Origin of the sequence: Rhizobium sp. BK275 (genome assembly GCF_014193555.1) — a bacterium.
GTDB lineage: Bacteria > Pseudomonadota > Alphaproteobacteria > Rhizobiales > Rhizobiaceae > Rhizobium.
The window spans coordinates 1-15,340 of record NZ_JACHZL010000011.1; the positions used below are offsets into that span (position 1 = coordinate 1).

The 15,340-nt window shown below is 60.6% G+C and carries 16 protein-coding genes; 6 read left to right on the plus strand and 10 right to left on the minus strand.

The features are described 5' to 3' along the window. Positions 1-196 precede the first annotated feature (196 nt). Entirely contained in the window at positions 197-727 is a 531-nt protein-coding gene (locus FHT82_RS27980; protein WP_183736130.1) for a GNAT family N-acetyltransferase, read from the minus strand. Between the two features lie 273 nt (positions 728-1,000). Here FHT82_RS27980 and FHT82_RS27985 point away from each other — a divergent pair, with 273 nt between their 5' ends. Both FHT82_RS27985 and FHT82_RS27990 read left to right on the plus strand, forming a co-directional pair. Continuing rightward, positions 1,001-1,591, plus strand: a complete 591-nt coding sequence (locus FHT82_RS27985; RefSeq protein WP_183735973.1) for a 3'-5' exonuclease — start codon at positions 1,001-1,003, stop codon at positions 1,589-1,591. Between the two features lie 66 nt (positions 1,592-1,657). Then, positions 1,658-2,149: a CreA family protein gene (locus FHT82_RS27990; RefSeq protein WP_183735974.1), complete on the plus strand. Its 492-nt coding sequence runs from the start codon at positions 1,658-1,660 to the stop codon at positions 2,147-2,149. A 49-nt stretch (positions 2,150-2,198) separates the two neighbouring features. Here FHT82_RS27990 and FHT82_RS27995 read toward each other — a convergent pair whose 3' ends face one another. Together FHT82_RS27995 and FHT82_RS28000 are read right to left on the minus strand one after the other, a co-directional pair. After that, the gene (locus FHT82_RS27995) at positions 2,199-2,666 is read right to left on the minus strand and encodes a chemotaxis protein CheW (RefSeq protein WP_112568976.1); all 468 of its coding nucleotides are present in this window, start codon (positions 2,664-2,666) and stop codon (positions 2,199-2,201) included. A gap of 2 nt (positions 2,667-2,668) precedes the next feature. Beyond that, positions 2,669-4,636, minus strand: a complete 1,968-nt coding sequence (locus FHT82_RS28000) for a methyl-accepting chemotaxis protein (RefSeq protein WP_183735975.1) — start codon at positions 4,634-4,636, stop codon at positions 2,669-2,671. Positions 4,637-5,065: 429 nt separating this feature from the next. Between FHT82_RS28000 and FHT82_RS28005 the strand changes: the two genes are divergently transcribed. After that, entirely contained in the window at positions 5,066-5,668 is a 603-nt protein-coding gene (locus tag FHT82_RS28005) for an SCO family protein (RefSeq protein ID WP_183735976.1), read from the plus strand. A gap of 59 nt (positions 5,669-5,727) precedes the next feature. Continuing rightward, positions 5,728-6,606 (plus strand): 50S ribosomal protein L11 methyltransferase, encoded by an 879-nt coding sequence (locus FHT82_RS28010; RefSeq protein WP_183735977.1) that lies wholly within the window; start codon positions 5,728-5,730, stop codon positions 6,604-6,606. Positions 6,607-6,794: 188 nt separating this feature from the next. On the opposite strand, the gene FHT82_RS28015 is transcribed toward FHT82_RS28010, so the two are convergent. Next, positions 6,795-6,968, minus strand: coding sequence for a hypothetical protein (locus FHT82_RS28015; protein ID WP_018115709.1), 174 nt, complete (start codon positions 6,966-6,968; stop codon positions 6,795-6,797). A gap of 278 nt (positions 6,969-7,246) precedes the next feature. On the opposite strand from FHT82_RS28015, the gene FHT82_RS28020 reads away from it, so the two are divergent. Then, on the plus strand, positions 7,247-9,082 hold the full coding sequence (locus tag FHT82_RS28020) for an aminopeptidase P family protein (protein WP_183735978.1): 1,836 nt from the start codon (positions 7,247-7,249) through the stop codon (positions 9,080-9,082). Positions 9,083-9,105: 23 nt separating this feature from the next. On the opposite strand, the gene FHT82_RS28025 is transcribed toward FHT82_RS28020, so the two are convergent. Both FHT82_RS28025 and FHT82_RS28030 read right to left on the minus strand, forming a co-directional pair. Next, positions 9,106-9,414 carry an AzlD family protein gene (locus FHT82_RS28025; RefSeq protein ID WP_183735979.1) on the minus strand — a complete coding sequence of 103 codons (309 nt, stop codon included), beginning with the start codon at positions 9,412-9,414 and terminating at the stop codon, positions 9,106-9,108. Between the two features lies 1 nt (position 9,415). Further along, the gene (locus FHT82_RS28030; protein WP_183735980.1) at positions 9,416-10,147 is read right to left on the minus strand and encodes an AzlC family ABC transporter permease; all 732 of its coding nucleotides are present in this window, start codon (positions 10,145-10,147) and stop codon (positions 9,416-9,418) included. 133 nt (positions 10,148-10,280) lie between these two features. Between FHT82_RS28030 and FHT82_RS28035 the strand changes: the two genes are divergently transcribed. After that, positions 10,281-10,532, plus strand: a complete 252-nt coding sequence (locus FHT82_RS28035) for a DUF2164 domain-containing protein (RefSeq protein WP_183735981.1) — start codon at positions 10,281-10,283, stop codon at positions 10,530-10,532. On the opposite strand, the gene pncA is transcribed toward FHT82_RS28035, so the two are convergent. The 4 genes from pncA to FHT82_RS28055 all read right to left on the minus strand — a co-directional run bounded on the left by pncA (position 10,533) and on the right by FHT82_RS28055 (position 15,324). After that, positions 10,533-11,159: a bifunctional nicotinamidase/pyrazinamidase gene (gene pncA, locus FHT82_RS28040; RefSeq protein WP_183735982.1), complete on the minus strand. Its 627-nt coding sequence runs from the start codon at positions 11,157-11,159 to the stop codon at positions 10,533-10,535. A gap of 207 nt (positions 11,160-11,366) precedes the next feature. Next, a complete protein-coding gene (locus tag FHT82_RS28045) occupies positions 11,367-11,876 on the minus strand; it encodes a GNAT family N-acetyltransferase (protein ID WP_183735983.1) in 510 nt (169 codons plus the stop codon). Positions 11,877-12,169: 293 nt separating this feature from the next. Next, entirely contained in the window at positions 12,170-12,667 is a 498-nt protein-coding gene (locus FHT82_RS28050; protein WP_183735984.1) for a hypothetical protein, read from the minus strand. Positions 12,668-12,828: 161 nt separating this feature from the next. Continuing rightward, the gene (locus FHT82_RS28055; RefSeq protein ID WP_183735985.1) at positions 12,829-15,324 is read right to left on the minus strand and encodes a UvrD-helicase domain-containing protein; all 2,496 of its coding nucleotides are present in this window, start codon (positions 15,322-15,324) and stop codon (positions 12,829-12,831) included. Positions 15,325-15,340 lie beyond the last annotated feature (16 nt).

Consider the following 15,340-nt stretch of genomic DNA (forward strand, 5'->3'; position numbering starts at 1 on the left):
ACGCCGCGAAACGTCTGAAACAGAGTAGAATCAATGTCATGCGCCTTGTCCAGATATTTAAACCGGACAGCAGTGGGCTTGTCCCGAGGATCTGCCAGGCATCAATATATGAGACGGCATTAGATGCTCGGGACAAGCCCGAGCATGACGGAGGAGAGATTGGCGGACCCAGTTGTGGTTAGAGCCCGCCGCTCTTCTAGTTCCTCAGCCGCGCCATCGTATAGGCGTCGACATATTGCCCGTCGCGATAGCCGAAGGACCTGAACAGGCCCTCCTTCTCGAAGCCGAATTTCTCGTAGAGGCGGATGGCCGTCTCGTTATCCGTGTAGACGGTCAATTCCATCCGCTTGATGTCGTGCCAGTTGTCGGCGGCGTCGAGGATGGCGGCCATCAGGAAGGTTCCGATGCCTCGACCGGTGAAATCGTCGTGCACGCCCATGCCGAGACTTCCGGCGTGCTGACGCCGTCCTTCGAAGCGGGTCATGCCGCCATTGGCGACGAGCTTGCCATCGAGTTCGACGACGAGATTGAGGGCGCCGGGTGAGGGGTTCTCCATGCGCTTGCGCACCGCATCGACGCTTTGAAAAGGTGGGCGCAGCGTGCCGGCGCGGTAGCCGGGCAGGTTCATCAGCTCGGTGACGGCTTCGACATCGCTCATGCGCAAAGCGCGAACGCTGAGGCCTTTCAACGAAGGCTTTTCGGGCGGGGTATCCTGATTGGCTGACATCATGCTCTCCTTGGGTGTGAAAAGAGGAGAGCGGAGTTTTCGAAAACCCTGCTCGCCTCGGCAGGGTTCTCGGGGGATGATCGGACGGCTAGTGACGCACCATCTCTCCCGCGTACCCTGCAAGGGTCGTGGCAATAAGATGCATATTGTGGGTCACAGAGTTGATCATGGGTGGAAGTTTCGCCATTTGCGTGCAGATGTCAACAGGCCGGAATTTGCCTTCGGATGCGGCTATGATTATTCCGGAAGAGCAGACGATTCGGATATTTGCCCTTGAAAACCATCGCCATCGATTTCGAGACAGCCAACGAACAGCGCGGTAGTGCCTGCTCGGTCGGCCTTGCCTGGATCGAGGACGGGCAGGTGATACGGGTTGAGGAACGGCTGATCCGACCGCGTGACATGCGCTTTTCCGGCATGAATATCGCGATCCACGGCATCCGCCCTGAGCATGTGGAGGATGCGCCGGAATTTCCTGAAGTCATGGACGAGTTCCATGACGATTTCAGGGGGGCGACGATGATCGCCCATAATGCCGCTTTCGATTTCAGCGTCTGGCGGGCGAGCCTCGATCTCTACCGGCAGTCCTATCCCGAGCTGACCTATCTCTGCAGCCTGAAGATGGCGCAGCGCATCTGGCCGCATTTCCTGTCGCACCGGCTGAACCTGATTGCTGAGCATCTTGGGCTGCGGTTTGTCCATCACAACGCGGCTGAAGATGCCGCCGTCTGCGCTGCGGCGGCGATCGAGATGGCCAGGGCGGTCAAAGCTGCAACGGTCGCCGCCATTCCTGCTGTCATCGGCATGAAACCCGGAAGGCTGACGGCCGGCGGCTACGAGCCTTGCACCTGCCGCAAGGCCTGAGCCCTCGCGTTTTCTTGTAAAGATTCCGGCCATTCTTATCTTAGCGGGATCAACACGGGAGTTGCCATGTCCACGTTTCGCAATGTCTTCCTTGCTGCAGCATTCCTTGCAGGCTCCGCAGGCGCGACCTCAGCTGAGGTCGTCGGCAAGGTCGGGGTCGACTGGATCGGCAACGACATCATCATCGAAGCGGTCTCCGATCCCGAAGTGAAGGGGATTACCTGCCACGTCACCTATTTCGACCGCAGCCTGATCGACCGCTTCAAGAACGGCAACTGGTTCGAAGATCCCTCCAATAATTCCATCGCCTGCCGCCAGACGGGGCCGATCGAGATCGGCAATATCGATATGTCCAAGGACGGCAGCGAGGTGTTCCGCCAGGGCATGTCGCTGATCTGGAAGACGCTTGCCGTCAACCGGATCTACGACAAGGCCAACAATACGCTGATCTATCTCGCTCATTCGCGCGAGCTGACAGATGGTTCGGCGAAGATGTCGATTTCGACCATTCCGCTCTACGGGCAGGATGTAGTGTGGACGAATGGGAAGCCGCAATGAAAAAAAGGCCCGGACAAGCCGAGCCTCCGCATTCGAAATATGAAACCGATCAGGCAGCTTCGCGGGCCAGCTCGTCGGCGATGACGGTGTCGAGGTTGAGGAAGCAGACCATGGTCTTTTCCAGTGCCACGATGCCGCGGCAGAAGGCGCGCTGGGCTTCCGGGATGATTTCCGGCGGCGGCTGCAGGTCTTCGCTCTTGATGGTCATCATGTCGGAGACCTGTTCGACCAGCAGGCCGACCAGCTTGCCGGCGATGTCGGTGACGATGATGGCGGAACGCTCCGACGGTTCCGTCATCTTCATGCCGAGGCGGCAGGCCATGTCGATGACCGGGATCACTGCGCCGCGCAGGTTGATGAGGCCGAGGACGTAGGGCGGGGTATGCGGCATCGGGGTCACCGGTGCCCAGCCGCGGATTTCGCGGATCGCCATGATATCGATGCAGAACTCCTGGTCGCCCAGGTGGAACGAGACGATTTCGAGATAGGCGCCCGACTGCTTGATGGCGTTGCTCATGATCAGAATTCTTCCCAGTTGTCTCCGGCCGGAGAGGAGGCGAGTGTCCTGGCGGCAGCGCCGCCCGTGAATGCGCCCGCGACCTTGCCGATGAGGCTCCGTGCGGGTGAGGGTTTCGGATGCGAGGCTGCGGAGGCTTCTCGCGGCGTTTGACGGGCGCTCATGCCCTCGCCGATATTGAACTGCCGAACCAGCTGCGTCAGGTTTTCCGCATCCGTTGCGAGCGTGTGGCTGGTGGCGTTCGTTTCTTCCACCATGGCCGCATTCTTCTGCGTCACCTGATCCATCTGGCTGATGGCTGTATTGATCTCGTTCAGTCCAACCGATTGTTCGCGCGCAGAGGTTACGATTGATTTAACATGACCGTCGATGCGCAGAACATCTTCGCCGATCTGGCGCAAAGCCTCGCCGGCAGCCGTCACCAACTCGCCGCCGATTTTGACTTCGGCGCCGGATTTTCCGATCAAGGTCTTGATATCCTTGGCTGCTCCGGCCGCGCGGCCGGCCAGTTCGCGCACTTCCTGGGCGACGACCGCAAAACCCTTACCGGCTTCGCCGGCACGCGCCGCTTCGACGCCGGCATTCAGCGCCAGCAGATTCGTCTGAAAAGCGATCTCGTCGATGACGTTGATGATGGTGCCGATCTCGCGGGAGGCGCCTTCGATTCGCTCCATTGCGGCCATCGCGTCACCGACGATGGCATCGGATTTCTCGGTATTCTGGCGGGTGTGGGTGACCATGTGGCCGACTTCCTCGGCCCGGCTGGTGGCGTTGCGCACGGTGGCGGTGATCTCGTCCAGCGCCGCTGAGGTCTCTTCCAGCGAGGCTGCCTGCTGCTCGGTGCGCTTGGCGAGGTCGTCGGCGGCGGCGCGCATCTGACGGCTGTTGGCCTGGATGGACGTGCTGTTCAGGGCAATATCGCCCATCGCCTGACGCAGGCGCAGGGCCGTCTGGTTGAAGTCCTGACGCAGCCGTTCCAGCTCGTCGCGGAAGGGCTGGTCGATGCTTGCGGTGAGATCGCCGTTGGCAAGGCGGGTGAGGCCCTGTGCGAGCGAAGTGACGGCGGTGCTGAGCGCCTCGGCGTCCGCAAGCTTAGCGGCTTCGTGCTCGCGGCGCTGGGCATCGCTGCGCTGGCGATCGGTCTCGGTGCGGGCTTCCAGATCGATCTTTTCGATGGCAGCAAGACGGAAGCTCTCGGCCGCACGGGCCATTTCGCCGATCTCGTCGCCGCGCTCCTTGCCGGTGATGTTGCTTGCAAGATCGCCGTTCAAAATACGCAGCATGCTTTCGCGTACTGAAGTGATGCCGCGGCGGATGGAACCGCCATGGATATATTGCAGCACGCACATGGTGAAGATGGCGAGAATGCCGAGCGTGATCTGGATGATCAGCGAGTTGTGGGAGGTCTCGTTGGCGCTTTCGACGTGCTGGCGGGCAAAGACGGTGCCATCATTTGCAAAGTTGTCGAGGGTGGCAGTGAGCTTGTCGCCGGCAGCGTCGATGCGATCGTCAATCTTATCGAATTCGGCATCGGACGCGCCCTGTTCGACGAGCGCCTTGAGGTCGACCTGGATGGCCTGGCGAAGCCCGGCGACATCAGAATCGTAGCTTTTCAAGAGGTCGCTGGCCTTCAGCTCCTCGGCGAGGGCGCTCATTTCCTTCGAGCCACTGGAGAGAGCTGTCAGCGAGTCGGCAACGAGTTTCAGGCGGTCTGGCTGGATGGTCTTGTCGTCCTTGTCGACGATCGTATCCATAGCGGCGAGAATCAGCGTCAGATTGGCGACGCGCATGTCGTTGATATGATCGACACTCTGCTGGATCTCATCGGCGCGGCGCAGGCCGATATCGACCTGCATGTTTTCGTACCAGCCGATGCCGAGCATCGAGCCGAAGCCGATGAAGGCAGCGCTGCCGAGCGTCCAGAGCCGCTGCCCAACCGAAAGGTTTCTGCGAACCGTCGAATTTGTCATAAAGCCACCCTCCGCCCCAGGCGGTTCCGTTCCCTCGATTTTTATGCTGATCCGGTTCATGCCCCGGCCGACTTCATGTCAGAACAGCGCCGAAGCACTGTATGCATTACTAAATATAGATATCCGCGATTAAGCTTTTCCTAACGATGTTTTTCCTGGGGTTGCTTCGGGATGGTTGCCGCAAGCCGTTAGAAAGGCGCGATAATTCGTTTTGTACGCGTTTTTCTCAGGACGTTTGCCCGCATTTGGCATTCATCAAGCTGGGACAATTAATCACGGGTGAGAAAACGCATTCTTGAATTGCGTGCTGACGATCGCGACTATAATCACGCGGACGAGACGGGTGGGGCACCCGCATGTTGTTTTTACGCAATTCCGGACGCAAAACCGCTGCGCACTTTTGCTGGAATTGCTAGTAAGGAAGATACCATGAAGAATTTCCGTATCGCCGTCTGGATCGCAGTGCTGCTGCTCGCCGGCGTGCTCGGCTGGTTCACGCTGGACCAGAGCCGGACGCGGGAGGTGGTGGCCGAGGGGCCGTTTGGTGTGCCGTTCACGCTGGTATCGCAGACCGGCCAGCCGATCACGGAGCAGGCTTTGCGGGGCAAGCCCACCGCGCTGTTCTTCGGCTTCACGCATTGCCCGGAGGTTTGCCCTACGACGCTCTTCGAACTCGATGGCTGGATGGCGAAGGTCGATCCCTCGGGCAACAAGCTGCAGGCCTATTTCGTGACCGTCGATCCCGAGCGCGATACGCCCGAGATTATGGACCAGTACGTCTCCAACGTTTCCAAGCGCATTACCGGCATTTCCGGCCCGCCGGACAAGATCGCCGAGGTTATCAAGGGCTTCCGGGTCTACGCCAAGAAGGTGCCGGTCGATGAGAACAATCCTGATGGAGACTATACGATGGACCATACGGCCTCGGTCTTCCTGCTCGATTCGGCCGGGCGTTTTTCGGGAACGATCTCCTATGGCGAAAACCCGGATACGGCGATAAAGAAGCTTGAGAATCTCGTCGCCAAGGGATGACCGGCCGCTGAAAGCGTTTAGACCGGCAGCGGGCGACGCAACCGGAAAGATCGCCTATCGTGAGTGAAATCCGCCTTTACGTGTCGACGACTGAAAAGCAGGCCGAGAACATTCTCGACCTGTTGAGCGAGGTTTTCGGCGAAGAAGATTTTGCCATCGGCACGACCGAGGTCGATGAAAAGAAGGATATCTGGGAAGCCTCCGTCTACATGATGACGGAGGACGAGGCGGAGGTGCGCTCTCGCATCGAAGAGGCGCTGAAGGACACATTTCCCGATGCAGCGCTGTTGCGTGAGGTCATTCCGGATGTGGACTGGGTGGTCAAGTCGCTGGAGGGGCTGAAGCCCGTCAGGGCAGGGCGCTTCCTCGTGCATGGCTCGCATGACCGCGACAAGGTGCGATCAGGAGACATCGCCATCGAGATCGATGCCGGCCAGGCTTTCGGCACCGGCCATCACGGCACGACGGCCGGCTGCCTTGAGGTGATCGACCGGGTGCTGAGGGCGCGCACGGTACGCAATGCGCTGGATCTCGGCACGGGCAGCGGTGTTCTGGCGATTGCCGTGCGCAAGCTCCGCAATATTCCTGTACTCGCGACCGATATCGACCCGATCGCCGTTCGCGTTGCGGCCGAGAATGTTCGCCGCAATGGCATCACCAGCGGCATCAGCACTGTGACGGCACCGGGCTTTCACTCGACGGCTTTTTCCGAGCATGGGCCGTTCGACCTGATCATCGCCAATATCCTGGCGCGGCCGCTGATCAAGATGGCGCCGCAGCTCGTCACCAATCTGGCACCGGGCGGATCGGTGATTCTGTCCGGCATTCTCGTCTCACAGCGCTGGAAGGTGCTGGCCGCCTATAATGGCGCCAAGCTACGCCATGTGCGCACCATCTGGCGCAACGGCTGGGTGACGATCCATCTGGATCGTCCCTGATCTCTTTTACGCGCGTTTTCCCAGGAATAGAGGCAAGAAAAAAGGCGGTGTCAGTGACACCGCCTTAAACCGGCATTTAAATCCGGTCATGCCCGCGAGCTCGAAGGAGGAGGAGATGCTCGAGCGGGCTCTACTTCATTCCGATAGGCCGGTCCGGTGGAGGGAGGAGGATCGGACGGGCTTTAAGCTCAGAATGCGTAGCTCGGTGCGCCCTTGTGGCGCGTGGAACGCTGGCCTGCTGCGAGCACCTTGAGGCTGTCCTCATGCTGCGGGCGGCGGGCGCCGATGATATGACGCACAGTCTGGCGTTCGCCAGCCTGTACCGGGCTGCTGTAAGCGAAGCGCGAGAGCGAGGCGGTCATTTCAAAAAATCCTTTGTTGGTGGTTCGTCGTGAACCGTTCGATGCGCCCTATATAGCTATTCCTTCATGCAGCGGCAGAGGGTTTGTTTCATGGGAGCCATGCGCGCAATGCATGAAGCGTGCCAGTTTCCCACATCGAGACACATTTCTGCCAAATTAATGGGCGGCCGGCAGCTTCCAAGCGCTTCGCGTCGCTTTTTCTCCCTAATGACTGAAAATTCGCTAACATGGCCGCTATCCCATTAACCGGATTCGTTTCATTCATTCGGGTTTTCAGCATGTTCCAGTCTTTCGAAGTCACCTCCACGCCGCAGTTCGGCAGGGAACGGGTTTCCGCACTGCGCGCGAGTTTCGATGCGCTCGGCATCGATGCGTTTCTCGTGCCGCGCGCCGATGAATTCAACGGCGAATATGTGCCGGCCTGCGCCGAGCGGCTGTCCTGGCTGACGGGTTTCACCGGTTCGGCGGGCGTCGCGCTGATTACCCGCACGGAAGCGATCGTCTATGTCGACGGACGTTACGTGACTCAGCTCGCTGAACAGGTGGACGGCGCAGTCTTCACCGGCGGGGATCTCGTCAACGAGCCGCCGCATGTCTGGCTGCCGGCGCATGGCAAGAACGGGCTGCGACTCGGCATCGATCCTTGGCTGCATTCGGGTGCGGAGGTGCGCAAGCTCGAAAAGGCGCTGTCCGAGATCGGCGGTTCGCTCGTCTTCCTGCCGCATAATCCGCTCGACAAGCTATGGGCAGACCGCCCGGCAGAGCCGCTTGGGGTCGTTGTCATCCAGAACGTTGCGCAGGCCGGCATCCTCGCCAAGGACAAGATCGCGACGATCGCCGCCGATCTCGGCAAGAAGAACCTCAAAGCGGTGCTGATTGCCGATCCGTCCTCCATCGCCTGGATCTTCAACATTCGCGGCGCCGACGTGCCGCATACGCCGCATCCGCTGGCGCGCGCCATCATCCATGCCGACGGCAAGGCGGAGCTCTTCCTCGACAAGCGCAAGACCGGCATCGAGCCGGAAGCCTATCTCGCGCAGATCGCCACCCAGCTTGCGCCCTCGCTGCTGGATGAGAAGCTAGCTGCAGTCGCCAAGGATGGCGGACGTATCCTCATCGATCCCGATATCGCGTCCTATGCGCTTGCCGAGATCATCCGCAAGGCGGGTGGTGAGGTCGTCGAGGGTGCCGATCCGGCGAAGCTGCCGCGGGCGGTGAAAAACAGCGTCGAGATCAACGGTTCGGCTGCCGCGCATCTGCAGGATGGCGCTGCCATGGTCGAATTCCTCTATTGGCTGTCTCAGAGCAAGCCCGGCACGATCACCGAGATCGGTGCCGCCGAGCGCCTGGAAGCGGCCCGCGCGAAAATGGGCGAGAGCATGCAGAATCCGCTGAAGGATATTTCCTTCGACACGATCTCGGGTGCGGGCGAACATGCTGCCATCATGCATTACCGGGTGACGACGGCGACCGACCGGCATATCCAGCCGGGCGAACTCTTCCTGATCGATTCCGGCGCGCAATACACGAATGGCACGACCGATATCACCCGCACGGTCGGCATCGGCGCGGTCAGCGAAGAGCACAAGCGCTTCTTCACGCTGGTGCTGAAGGGCATGATCCAGATCAGCACGGCGCGTTTCCCCAAGGGTACGCGCGGCTGCGACCTCGATCCGCTGGCGCGCATCGCGCTGTGGCGGGCAGGGGCCGATTTCGCACATGGCACGGGCCATGGCGTCGGCTCTTATCTCTCGGTTCACGAGGGACCGCAGCGCATCTCGCGGCTTTCGACACAGGAACTGCTGCCTGGCATGATCCTTTCCAACGAGCCGGGTTATTACCGGCCGGGTCATTTCGGCATCCGCATCGAGAACCTGATCTATGTGCGGGAGGCTGAAGCCATCGAAGGCGGCGATATGCCGATGCTCGGCTTCGAAACGCTGACCTTCTGCCCGATCGACCGCAGCATCGTCATTCCCGAATTGCTGACGCACGACGAGCTGCACTGGTTCAACGAATACCACCGCCAGACGCGCGAGGCGCTGATGCCGCTGATCCACGACCATGACGTCAAGGCATGGCTGGAGAATGCGACGCTGCCGCTGGAATACTAAGCTGTTGGAATCGAGCCTCTGACTTAAAGACCGATCGTGTGCCGCCAGATCATCACGATGATCCAGGCGGCCACGAGCATCCAGGTGTGCGAGAAGCGCAGGCCGATGACGAGGGCGGCGGCGAGCGCCAGTTTCGAATCCCAACCGCCGATGAAGAAGGCGGGGGCGACGAGCGTCGTCAGGACCGCTGCCGGCACGGCATTCAACGCCGCTTCCATGCGCGGCGGAATGCGTTTCATCTTGGTGATCATGATGTAGCCGCCGATACGGGTCGCGAAGGTCGCGACTGCGGCGGCAAGGATCACGAGAGCCATGTGGAGATCGAATTCCATCTCAGACCTCGTGGTTTTCGGTGTTGAGGGCGTCGGCTTCGAGATCCGGCTCCTCAGCGGGCAGGGGCATCAGCGCGGCAAGGATGATGCCGGCCGCAGCACCCAGGCTCACATGCCATGGGGAGCCGACGAAATGATAGGCGATGACTGAGGCGACAGCGCTCGTCAGCGCCACGGGCAGGAAATTGTCTCGTTTACGGAAGCCGAGCACGATGCCGAGGAAATAGGCCGGCAGCAGGATATCGAGGCCGATCGTTTTCGGATCGCCGATCAAGGAGCCCAGCATGCCGCCGATCAGGCTGATGAGAATCCAGGGAATGTAGATGATGATGCCGAAGCCGAGATACCAGGTGAAGGTGACGGGCTGACCTGCCTCGCCGCGCTTGACGGTTTCGGCAAATTGCGGGTCGACCAGCAGGAAAAAGGTGAAGAACTTCTGCAGCGGAGTGAAATGCTTGATGTAGCGGGCGATCGCCGCCGAATAGAGCACGTGGCGGAAGTTGACGGCAAGGATCGACAGCACGATCACCCAGGCCTGGACGTCATGGCCGAAAAGCTCGATGCCGACCATCTGGCTTGCGCCGGCATAGACGGTGGCGCTCATGAAGGTGAGTTCGGAGAGCGACATGCCCTGCTCGGCAGCAAGGGCGCCGAACAGCGCTCCGAAGGGAGCAGAAGCGAGCGCCACGGCAAATCCGCCCCGCAAACCTTCGACAAAGTCGGCGCGTTTCATGGGATTGGTCCTGTTGGAATTGAAATTTCCCTCTATGGTGTCTCACCCGCCGCGGCAATTGAATTTCCTTGATTCACCAATCGATTTTGCTGAAGCGTTACCGGTTTACGTCACCGGCCAGGTGGAGGAGACAATGAAGAAGATCGAATTTACGAAGGAAGAAAAGGCGGAGATCGTTTCGCACATCCGCCAATATTTCGATCGCGAGCTCGACCCGATCGGCGTGCTGCCGGCCGAGTTCCTGCTCGACTTTTTCGCCGAGAAGATCGGCCCCTATTTCTACAACAGAGGGCTTCGCGACGCCCACGCCGCCTTCCTCAAGAAGATGGAGGATTTTGGAGAGGAGATCTATCTGCTCGAACGGGAAGGCGAAAAGAACAGCTGATCAGGCGGAGAGGATATCGGCACTCTTGACGATATCGATTCCCTTTGCACGCATCTCGTCGATGGCGGCAGCGACACCGTCGGGCGTGATGCCGCGGCTTGCGTCCTCGACAAAGCGGACCTTGACGCCAGGGATCAGCTCCAGCGCATCGAGCGCAGAGAATTTTACGCAATAATCGGTCGCAAGCCCGCAGACGTCGAGTTCGGTGACGCCCTGATCGACCAGGAAATCGGCAAGGCCTGTCAGGGCATACTGATCGTTGTCGCGGAAGGCGGAGTAGCTGTCGACGTTCTTGTTTTCGCCCTTCTGCTGGATGAGGTCGATTTGGGCAGAGTGGAGCTCGGGGTGCAGCTCGGCGTCGCGCGTGTATTGCACGCAGTGATCCGGCCATAACATCTGCGGCTTGCCGGAGAGTTCGCCCATCTCGAAAGGGGCCTTGCCGGGATGGGAGGAGGCGAAGCTGCCGTGGTCGGCCGGGTGCCAGTCCTGCGAGGCGACGATGAGATCGTATTTGCCGCTGTCGATGAGGCTGTTGGCGACGGGAACGACTGCATGCCCATCCAGAACCGGCAGGTTGCCTCCGGGACAGAAGCCATTCTGAATATCGACCAGCAGCAACGCCTTCATCAAGCTATCCCTTACGCATACCGCACCGCAAAATGCCAATCGCATTCGGCGCAATTAACTAGTGGATTCCCGGGGGGCTGGGCGCAAGTGCTATTTCTAGTATGAAGAGTGGCAAATGGCAGCATCAAGGTATTTTTCTGCCGTCGTTCGCGTTATACGCGAAAGCAGCAAGTATCTCGCGTTTTATATTAGGGTTTATGCATGCGGCTATGGAGCCGGATGCCTGAAGACCAGATCATCGGTATCACCCTCCTGGCGCGCCGCCGTTGCATCCGGCACGGCGCCAAGCCGCTCGGCGAGCCGGATCGACCTCACATTGGGAGCAGCGATGTAGCTCACCAGCGTCTTCAGGCCACGCACCGTAAAGGCCCAGTCGCGCAAAGCAACGGCAGCTTCATAGGCGTAGCCCTTGCCCTCTGCCTGCGGATAGACGAGCCAGCCCAGTTCCCTCTCGGGAAACAGCGGGCCGTGATTGATGCCAACCTGGCCGAGGCATCGTCCCGTGGCGCGATCCTCCATCATCAGGGCGCCGTGGCCCATCAGCGCCCATAGGGCGACGTCATGGCAGAACATGCCCCAGGCGGCCTTTGTCGAATGCGGGCCGCCCATATAGAGGGCGCGATCGGAGGTCATCAGCGCGTGGTAGTCCGGCCAGTCTTCCATAGCAGGAGGCCGGAGGATCAGCCGCTCGGTTTGAAGCGTCGGGATTGCTGTCATTGGATATCTCATATGTCGTTGGATCTGGTTCGAAGATATGCGGCTATCGCGGCAGCAGTTCGAACCGATGCGCCGTGAATCGCATCGTTTGCAGGTGCCAGCCCCATGTTTGTGACGGTGATCCTATCGAGGCAGGCCGCGACTGCCTCCTGTGAGGCGCTCTGAAGGACCATGCCCGCAACCTCTCCGATAAATCAAGCCAGCACAAGCCGCTGGCGAAGGGAGGCTGTCTTTGCGACTGAGGAAAGCGTATTGCCCGCTCAGCGAGGCTCCCCCGGCGGAGCCTCGTTGCATCAGGCCGTCTGGTCGCTGTCGTCGCTGGCGGCGGGCGAATTGCCGTAGGTCGTCTGGTATGCGCGAAGTGCTGTCTGCATGTCCGTCAGGACTTTGGCCATCAGGCCGCCGTCATCATCGTCACCGCCGGCGGCGGCAATCTTCTGCGGGTCGGCCGCAAGGATTTCCGAGGTGGTGAGCTTGCCGTCGCCATTCGAATCCAGAGCAGAGAGTGCGCCCTTGGACTTGTCGCCATTGTCATCGGTGCCGGACCGGCTGTCGCTGTCATCGCTTTTCTGGAGCGAGAGCATGAGCGCCAGAATATCGGCTGTGATCTTCCGGACGACATCGGTACCGGAGGAGGAGTCATCGCCGTTGGACGAGGTACTGGCGGTCGAGGATTGGGAAGCGACGGCGAGTTCATCTGCAGAGACGACGCCGTCGCCATTCGTATCGAGGGGATTGAGGGGGGCTTTATACTGGGTCAGCGTGCTGCCCAGGGCTGAAACACTGGTCACTTGAACCTCCTCTGAAGGTCTTGTGAAGCCTGCCTTTCATGGGCGGGCAGTGACCGGGCTATGCCTGTTTGCGAGTCGGGTCAAAGCGGCGTTTTGTCATCTGGAGAAGCACGCACTATTGGGCCTGTGATTCCCGGCAAAGCGCCGAGACAGTGGAGCGGTCAAACCCGTTCCACAAATCCGTCCAGCACGCGCTTCTGACCGGCGCGGTCGAAATCGATGGTCAGCTTGTTGCCTTCGATGCCTGATATCGAGCCGTTGCCGAATTTCTGGTGGAAGACGCGGTCGCCGAGGGCGAAGCGCGAGGGTTCGGTGGCGGTGGATTTCGCCACCAGTTCGCCTTCGATGGTGCGGCCGCGCGGACCGCTTTCACCGTAACCGATGCGTTCGACCGCATGACCGGAGCGGGTGCCCCAATTGTCGCGGGTGGCGTCGGTCTTGTTCTGCTGGGCGCGTTTCCAGCCGGGCGTGGAATAGGAATTGGCGAAGGGGTCGGCCTTGTCGAAGCGGGACTGGCCGTAACCGCCGCCGCGGCCGTAGCCACCGTAATTCTGCTCCATCTCGGCCACTTCCACATGGGTTTCCGGCAGCTCGTCGAGGAAACGCGAGGGGATGGTCGATTGCCAGAGGCCGTGGATGCGGCGATTCGAGACAAACCAGATGTGGCAGCGGTGCTTGGCGCGGGTGATGCCCACATAGGCGAGGCGGCGTTCTTCCTCGAGGCCGGCGCGGCCGGATTCATCGAGGGAACGCTGGTGCGGGAAGAGGCCTTCCTCCCAGCCCGGCAGGAAGACGGTGTCGAATTCCAGACCTTTGGCCGAGTGCAGCGTCATGATGGAGACGGCGTCTAGATTTTCGTTGGTCTCGGCATCCATGACGAGCGAGACGTGCTCCAAGAAGCCGCGCATGGATTCGAAGCTTTCCATGGAACGGATGAGTTCCTTGAGGTTTTCAAGGCGGCCCGGTGCTTCGGCGCTCTTGTCGTTCTTCCACATGTCGGTATAGCCGGACTCTTCGAGGATCTGTTCGGCAAGCTCGGTATGTGGTGTGTTTTCAAGCAGTTCCTGCCATCGGCGGAAAGATTGAATCACGTCGAAGAGGGCCTTGCGCGCCTTCGGCTTCAGCTCGTCCGTCTCGATCATGTCGGCAGCGGCTGCGAGCATCGGGATATCGCGGGCGCGGGCATAGTCGTGCAGCGCGCGCACCGTCGTATCGCCGAGGCCGCGCTTCGGCGTGTTGATGATGCGCTCGAAGGCGAGGTCGTCGGCCGGCTGGGAAACGAGGCGGAAATAGGCCATGGCGTCGCGGATTTCGAGGCGCTCGTAGAAGCGCGGGCCGCCGATGACGCGGTAGTTCAGGCCGAGCGTGACGAAGCGGTCTTCGAATTCGCGCATCTGGAAGGAGGCGCGCACCAGGATCGCCATGTCGTTCAGCAGATGCTTCTTGCCGTCGGCATCGCCACGCTGCAGGCGCTCGATTTCCTCGCCGATGGCACGCGCTTCTTCCTCGGAATCCCATGAGGCATGGACCTGCACCTTGACGTCGTCAGGATCGGAGCGATCCGTGAAGAGCGTCTTGCCGAGGCGGCCTTCATTATGGGTGATGAGATGGGCGGCCGCACCCAAGATGTGGGCCGTCGAGCGGTAGTTACGCTCCAGCTTGATGACCGTGGCGCCAGGAAAATCCTTTTCGAAGCGCAGAATATTGTCCACTTCCGCGCCGCGCCAGCCATAGATCGACTGGTCGTCGTCACCGACGCAGCAGACATTCTGCGGCTCGCCCTTGGCACGCTGGGCGAGAAGCCGCAGCCACATGTACTGGGCGGTGTTGGTATCCTGATACTCGTCGACGAGGATATAGCGGAATTTCTGGTGATATTCCTTGAGCAGATCCGGCTGCTTGCGGAAGATCGCGATCGGATGCATCAGCAGATCGCCGAAATCGCAGGCGTTCAGCGTCGACAGGCGGTTCTGGTAGGCGAAGTAGAGATCGCGGCCGCGGCCATTGGCGAAAGCGCGGGCGTCACCTTCCGGAATATCGGCAGGGCCGAGGCCCTTGTTTTTCCAGGTATCGATCATGCCGGCGAACTGCTTGGCCGGCCAGCGCTTGTCGTCGAGGCCTTCGGCCTGGATCAGCTGCTTGATGAGGCGGATCACATCGTCGGTATCGAGGATGGTGAAATCGGAGCGCAGGCCGACGAGTTCGGCGTGGCGGCGGAGTAATTTGACACCGATCGAGTGGAAGGTGCCAAGCCAGGGCATGCCTTCGACGGCGCCGCCGACGAGAAGTGCGATACGCTCCTTCATTTCGCGAGCGGCCTTGTTGGTGAAGGTCACGGCGAGGATCTGCGAGGGGAAGGCGCGCCCGGTCGAAAGAATATGGGCGATACGGGTGGTCAGAACGCGGGTCTTGCCGGTGCCAGCGCCGGCAAGCACGAGAACGGGGCCTTCCAGCGTCTCGACCGCTTCGCGCTGTTCCGGGTTGAGGCCGGCGAGATAATCGGGGCGACCGCCATCACGAGCCGCCATGGCGCGGGCGGCAATGCCGCCGCCGGCAGCCGGCGCCCTTGGGGCAGGTGCTGCAGGTGCTTGCTGCTTGCGCGGCGCATCGCCCGGTTCCTCATCGAAGAAGGGCATATCGTCGAAACTATTGGTCATGCCGCGTAATGTAGTG

Excerpts from the sequence above, each read along its gene's own strand:
- FHT82_RS28025 (WP_183735979.1), bottom strand. The coding sequence starts at position 9,414 with ATGGAATTCGATCTCCACATGGCTCTCGTGATCCTTGCCGCCGCAGTC.
- FHT82_RS28005 (WP_183735976.1), top strand. The coding sequence starts at position 5,066 with ATGAAGAATTTCCGTATCGCCGTCTGGATCGCAGTGCTGCTGCTCGCC.
- FHT82_RS27995 (WP_112568976.1), bottom strand. The coding sequence starts at position 2,666 with ATGAGCAACGCCATCAAGCAGTCGGGCGCCTATCTCGAAATCGTCTCG.
- pncA (WP_183735982.1), bottom strand. The coding sequence starts at position 11,159 with ATGAAGGCGTTGCTGCTGGTCGATATTCAGAATGGCTTCTGTCCCGGA.
- FHT82_RS27980 (WP_183736130.1), bottom strand. The coding sequence starts at position 727 with ATGTCAGCCAATCAGGATACCCCGCCCGAAAAGCCTTCGTTGAAAGGC.
- FHT82_RS28015 (WP_018115709.1), bottom strand. The coding sequence starts at position 6,968 with ATGACCGCCTCGCTCTCGCGCTTCGCTTACAGCAGCCCGGTACAGGCT.
- FHT82_RS28000 (WP_183735975.1), bottom strand. The coding sequence starts at position 4,636 with ATGACAAATTCGACGGTTCGCAGAAACCTTTCGGTTGGGCAGCGGCTC.
- FHT82_RS28035 (WP_183735981.1), top strand. The coding sequence starts at position 10,281 with ATGAAGAAGATCGAATTTACGAAGGAAGAAAAGGCGGAGATCGTTTCG.
- FHT82_RS28055 (WP_183735985.1), bottom strand. The coding sequence starts at position 15,324 with ATGACCAATAGTTTCGACGATATGCCCTTCTTCGATGAGGAACCGGGC.
- FHT82_RS28020 (WP_183735978.1), top strand. The coding sequence starts at position 7,247 with ATGTTCCAGTCTTTCGAAGTCACCTCCACGCCGCAGTTCGGCAGGGAA.
- FHT82_RS28045 (WP_183735983.1), bottom strand. The coding sequence starts at position 11,876 with ATGACAGCAATCCCGACGCTTCAAACCGAGCGGCTGATCCTCCGGCCT.
- FHT82_RS27990 (WP_183735974.1), top strand. The coding sequence starts at position 1,658 with ATGTCCACGTTTCGCAATGTCTTCCTTGCTGCAGCATTCCTTGCAGGC.
- FHT82_RS28030 (WP_183735980.1), bottom strand. The coding sequence starts at position 10,147 with ATGAAACGCGCCGACTTTGTCGAAGGTTTGCGGGGCGGATTTGCCGTG.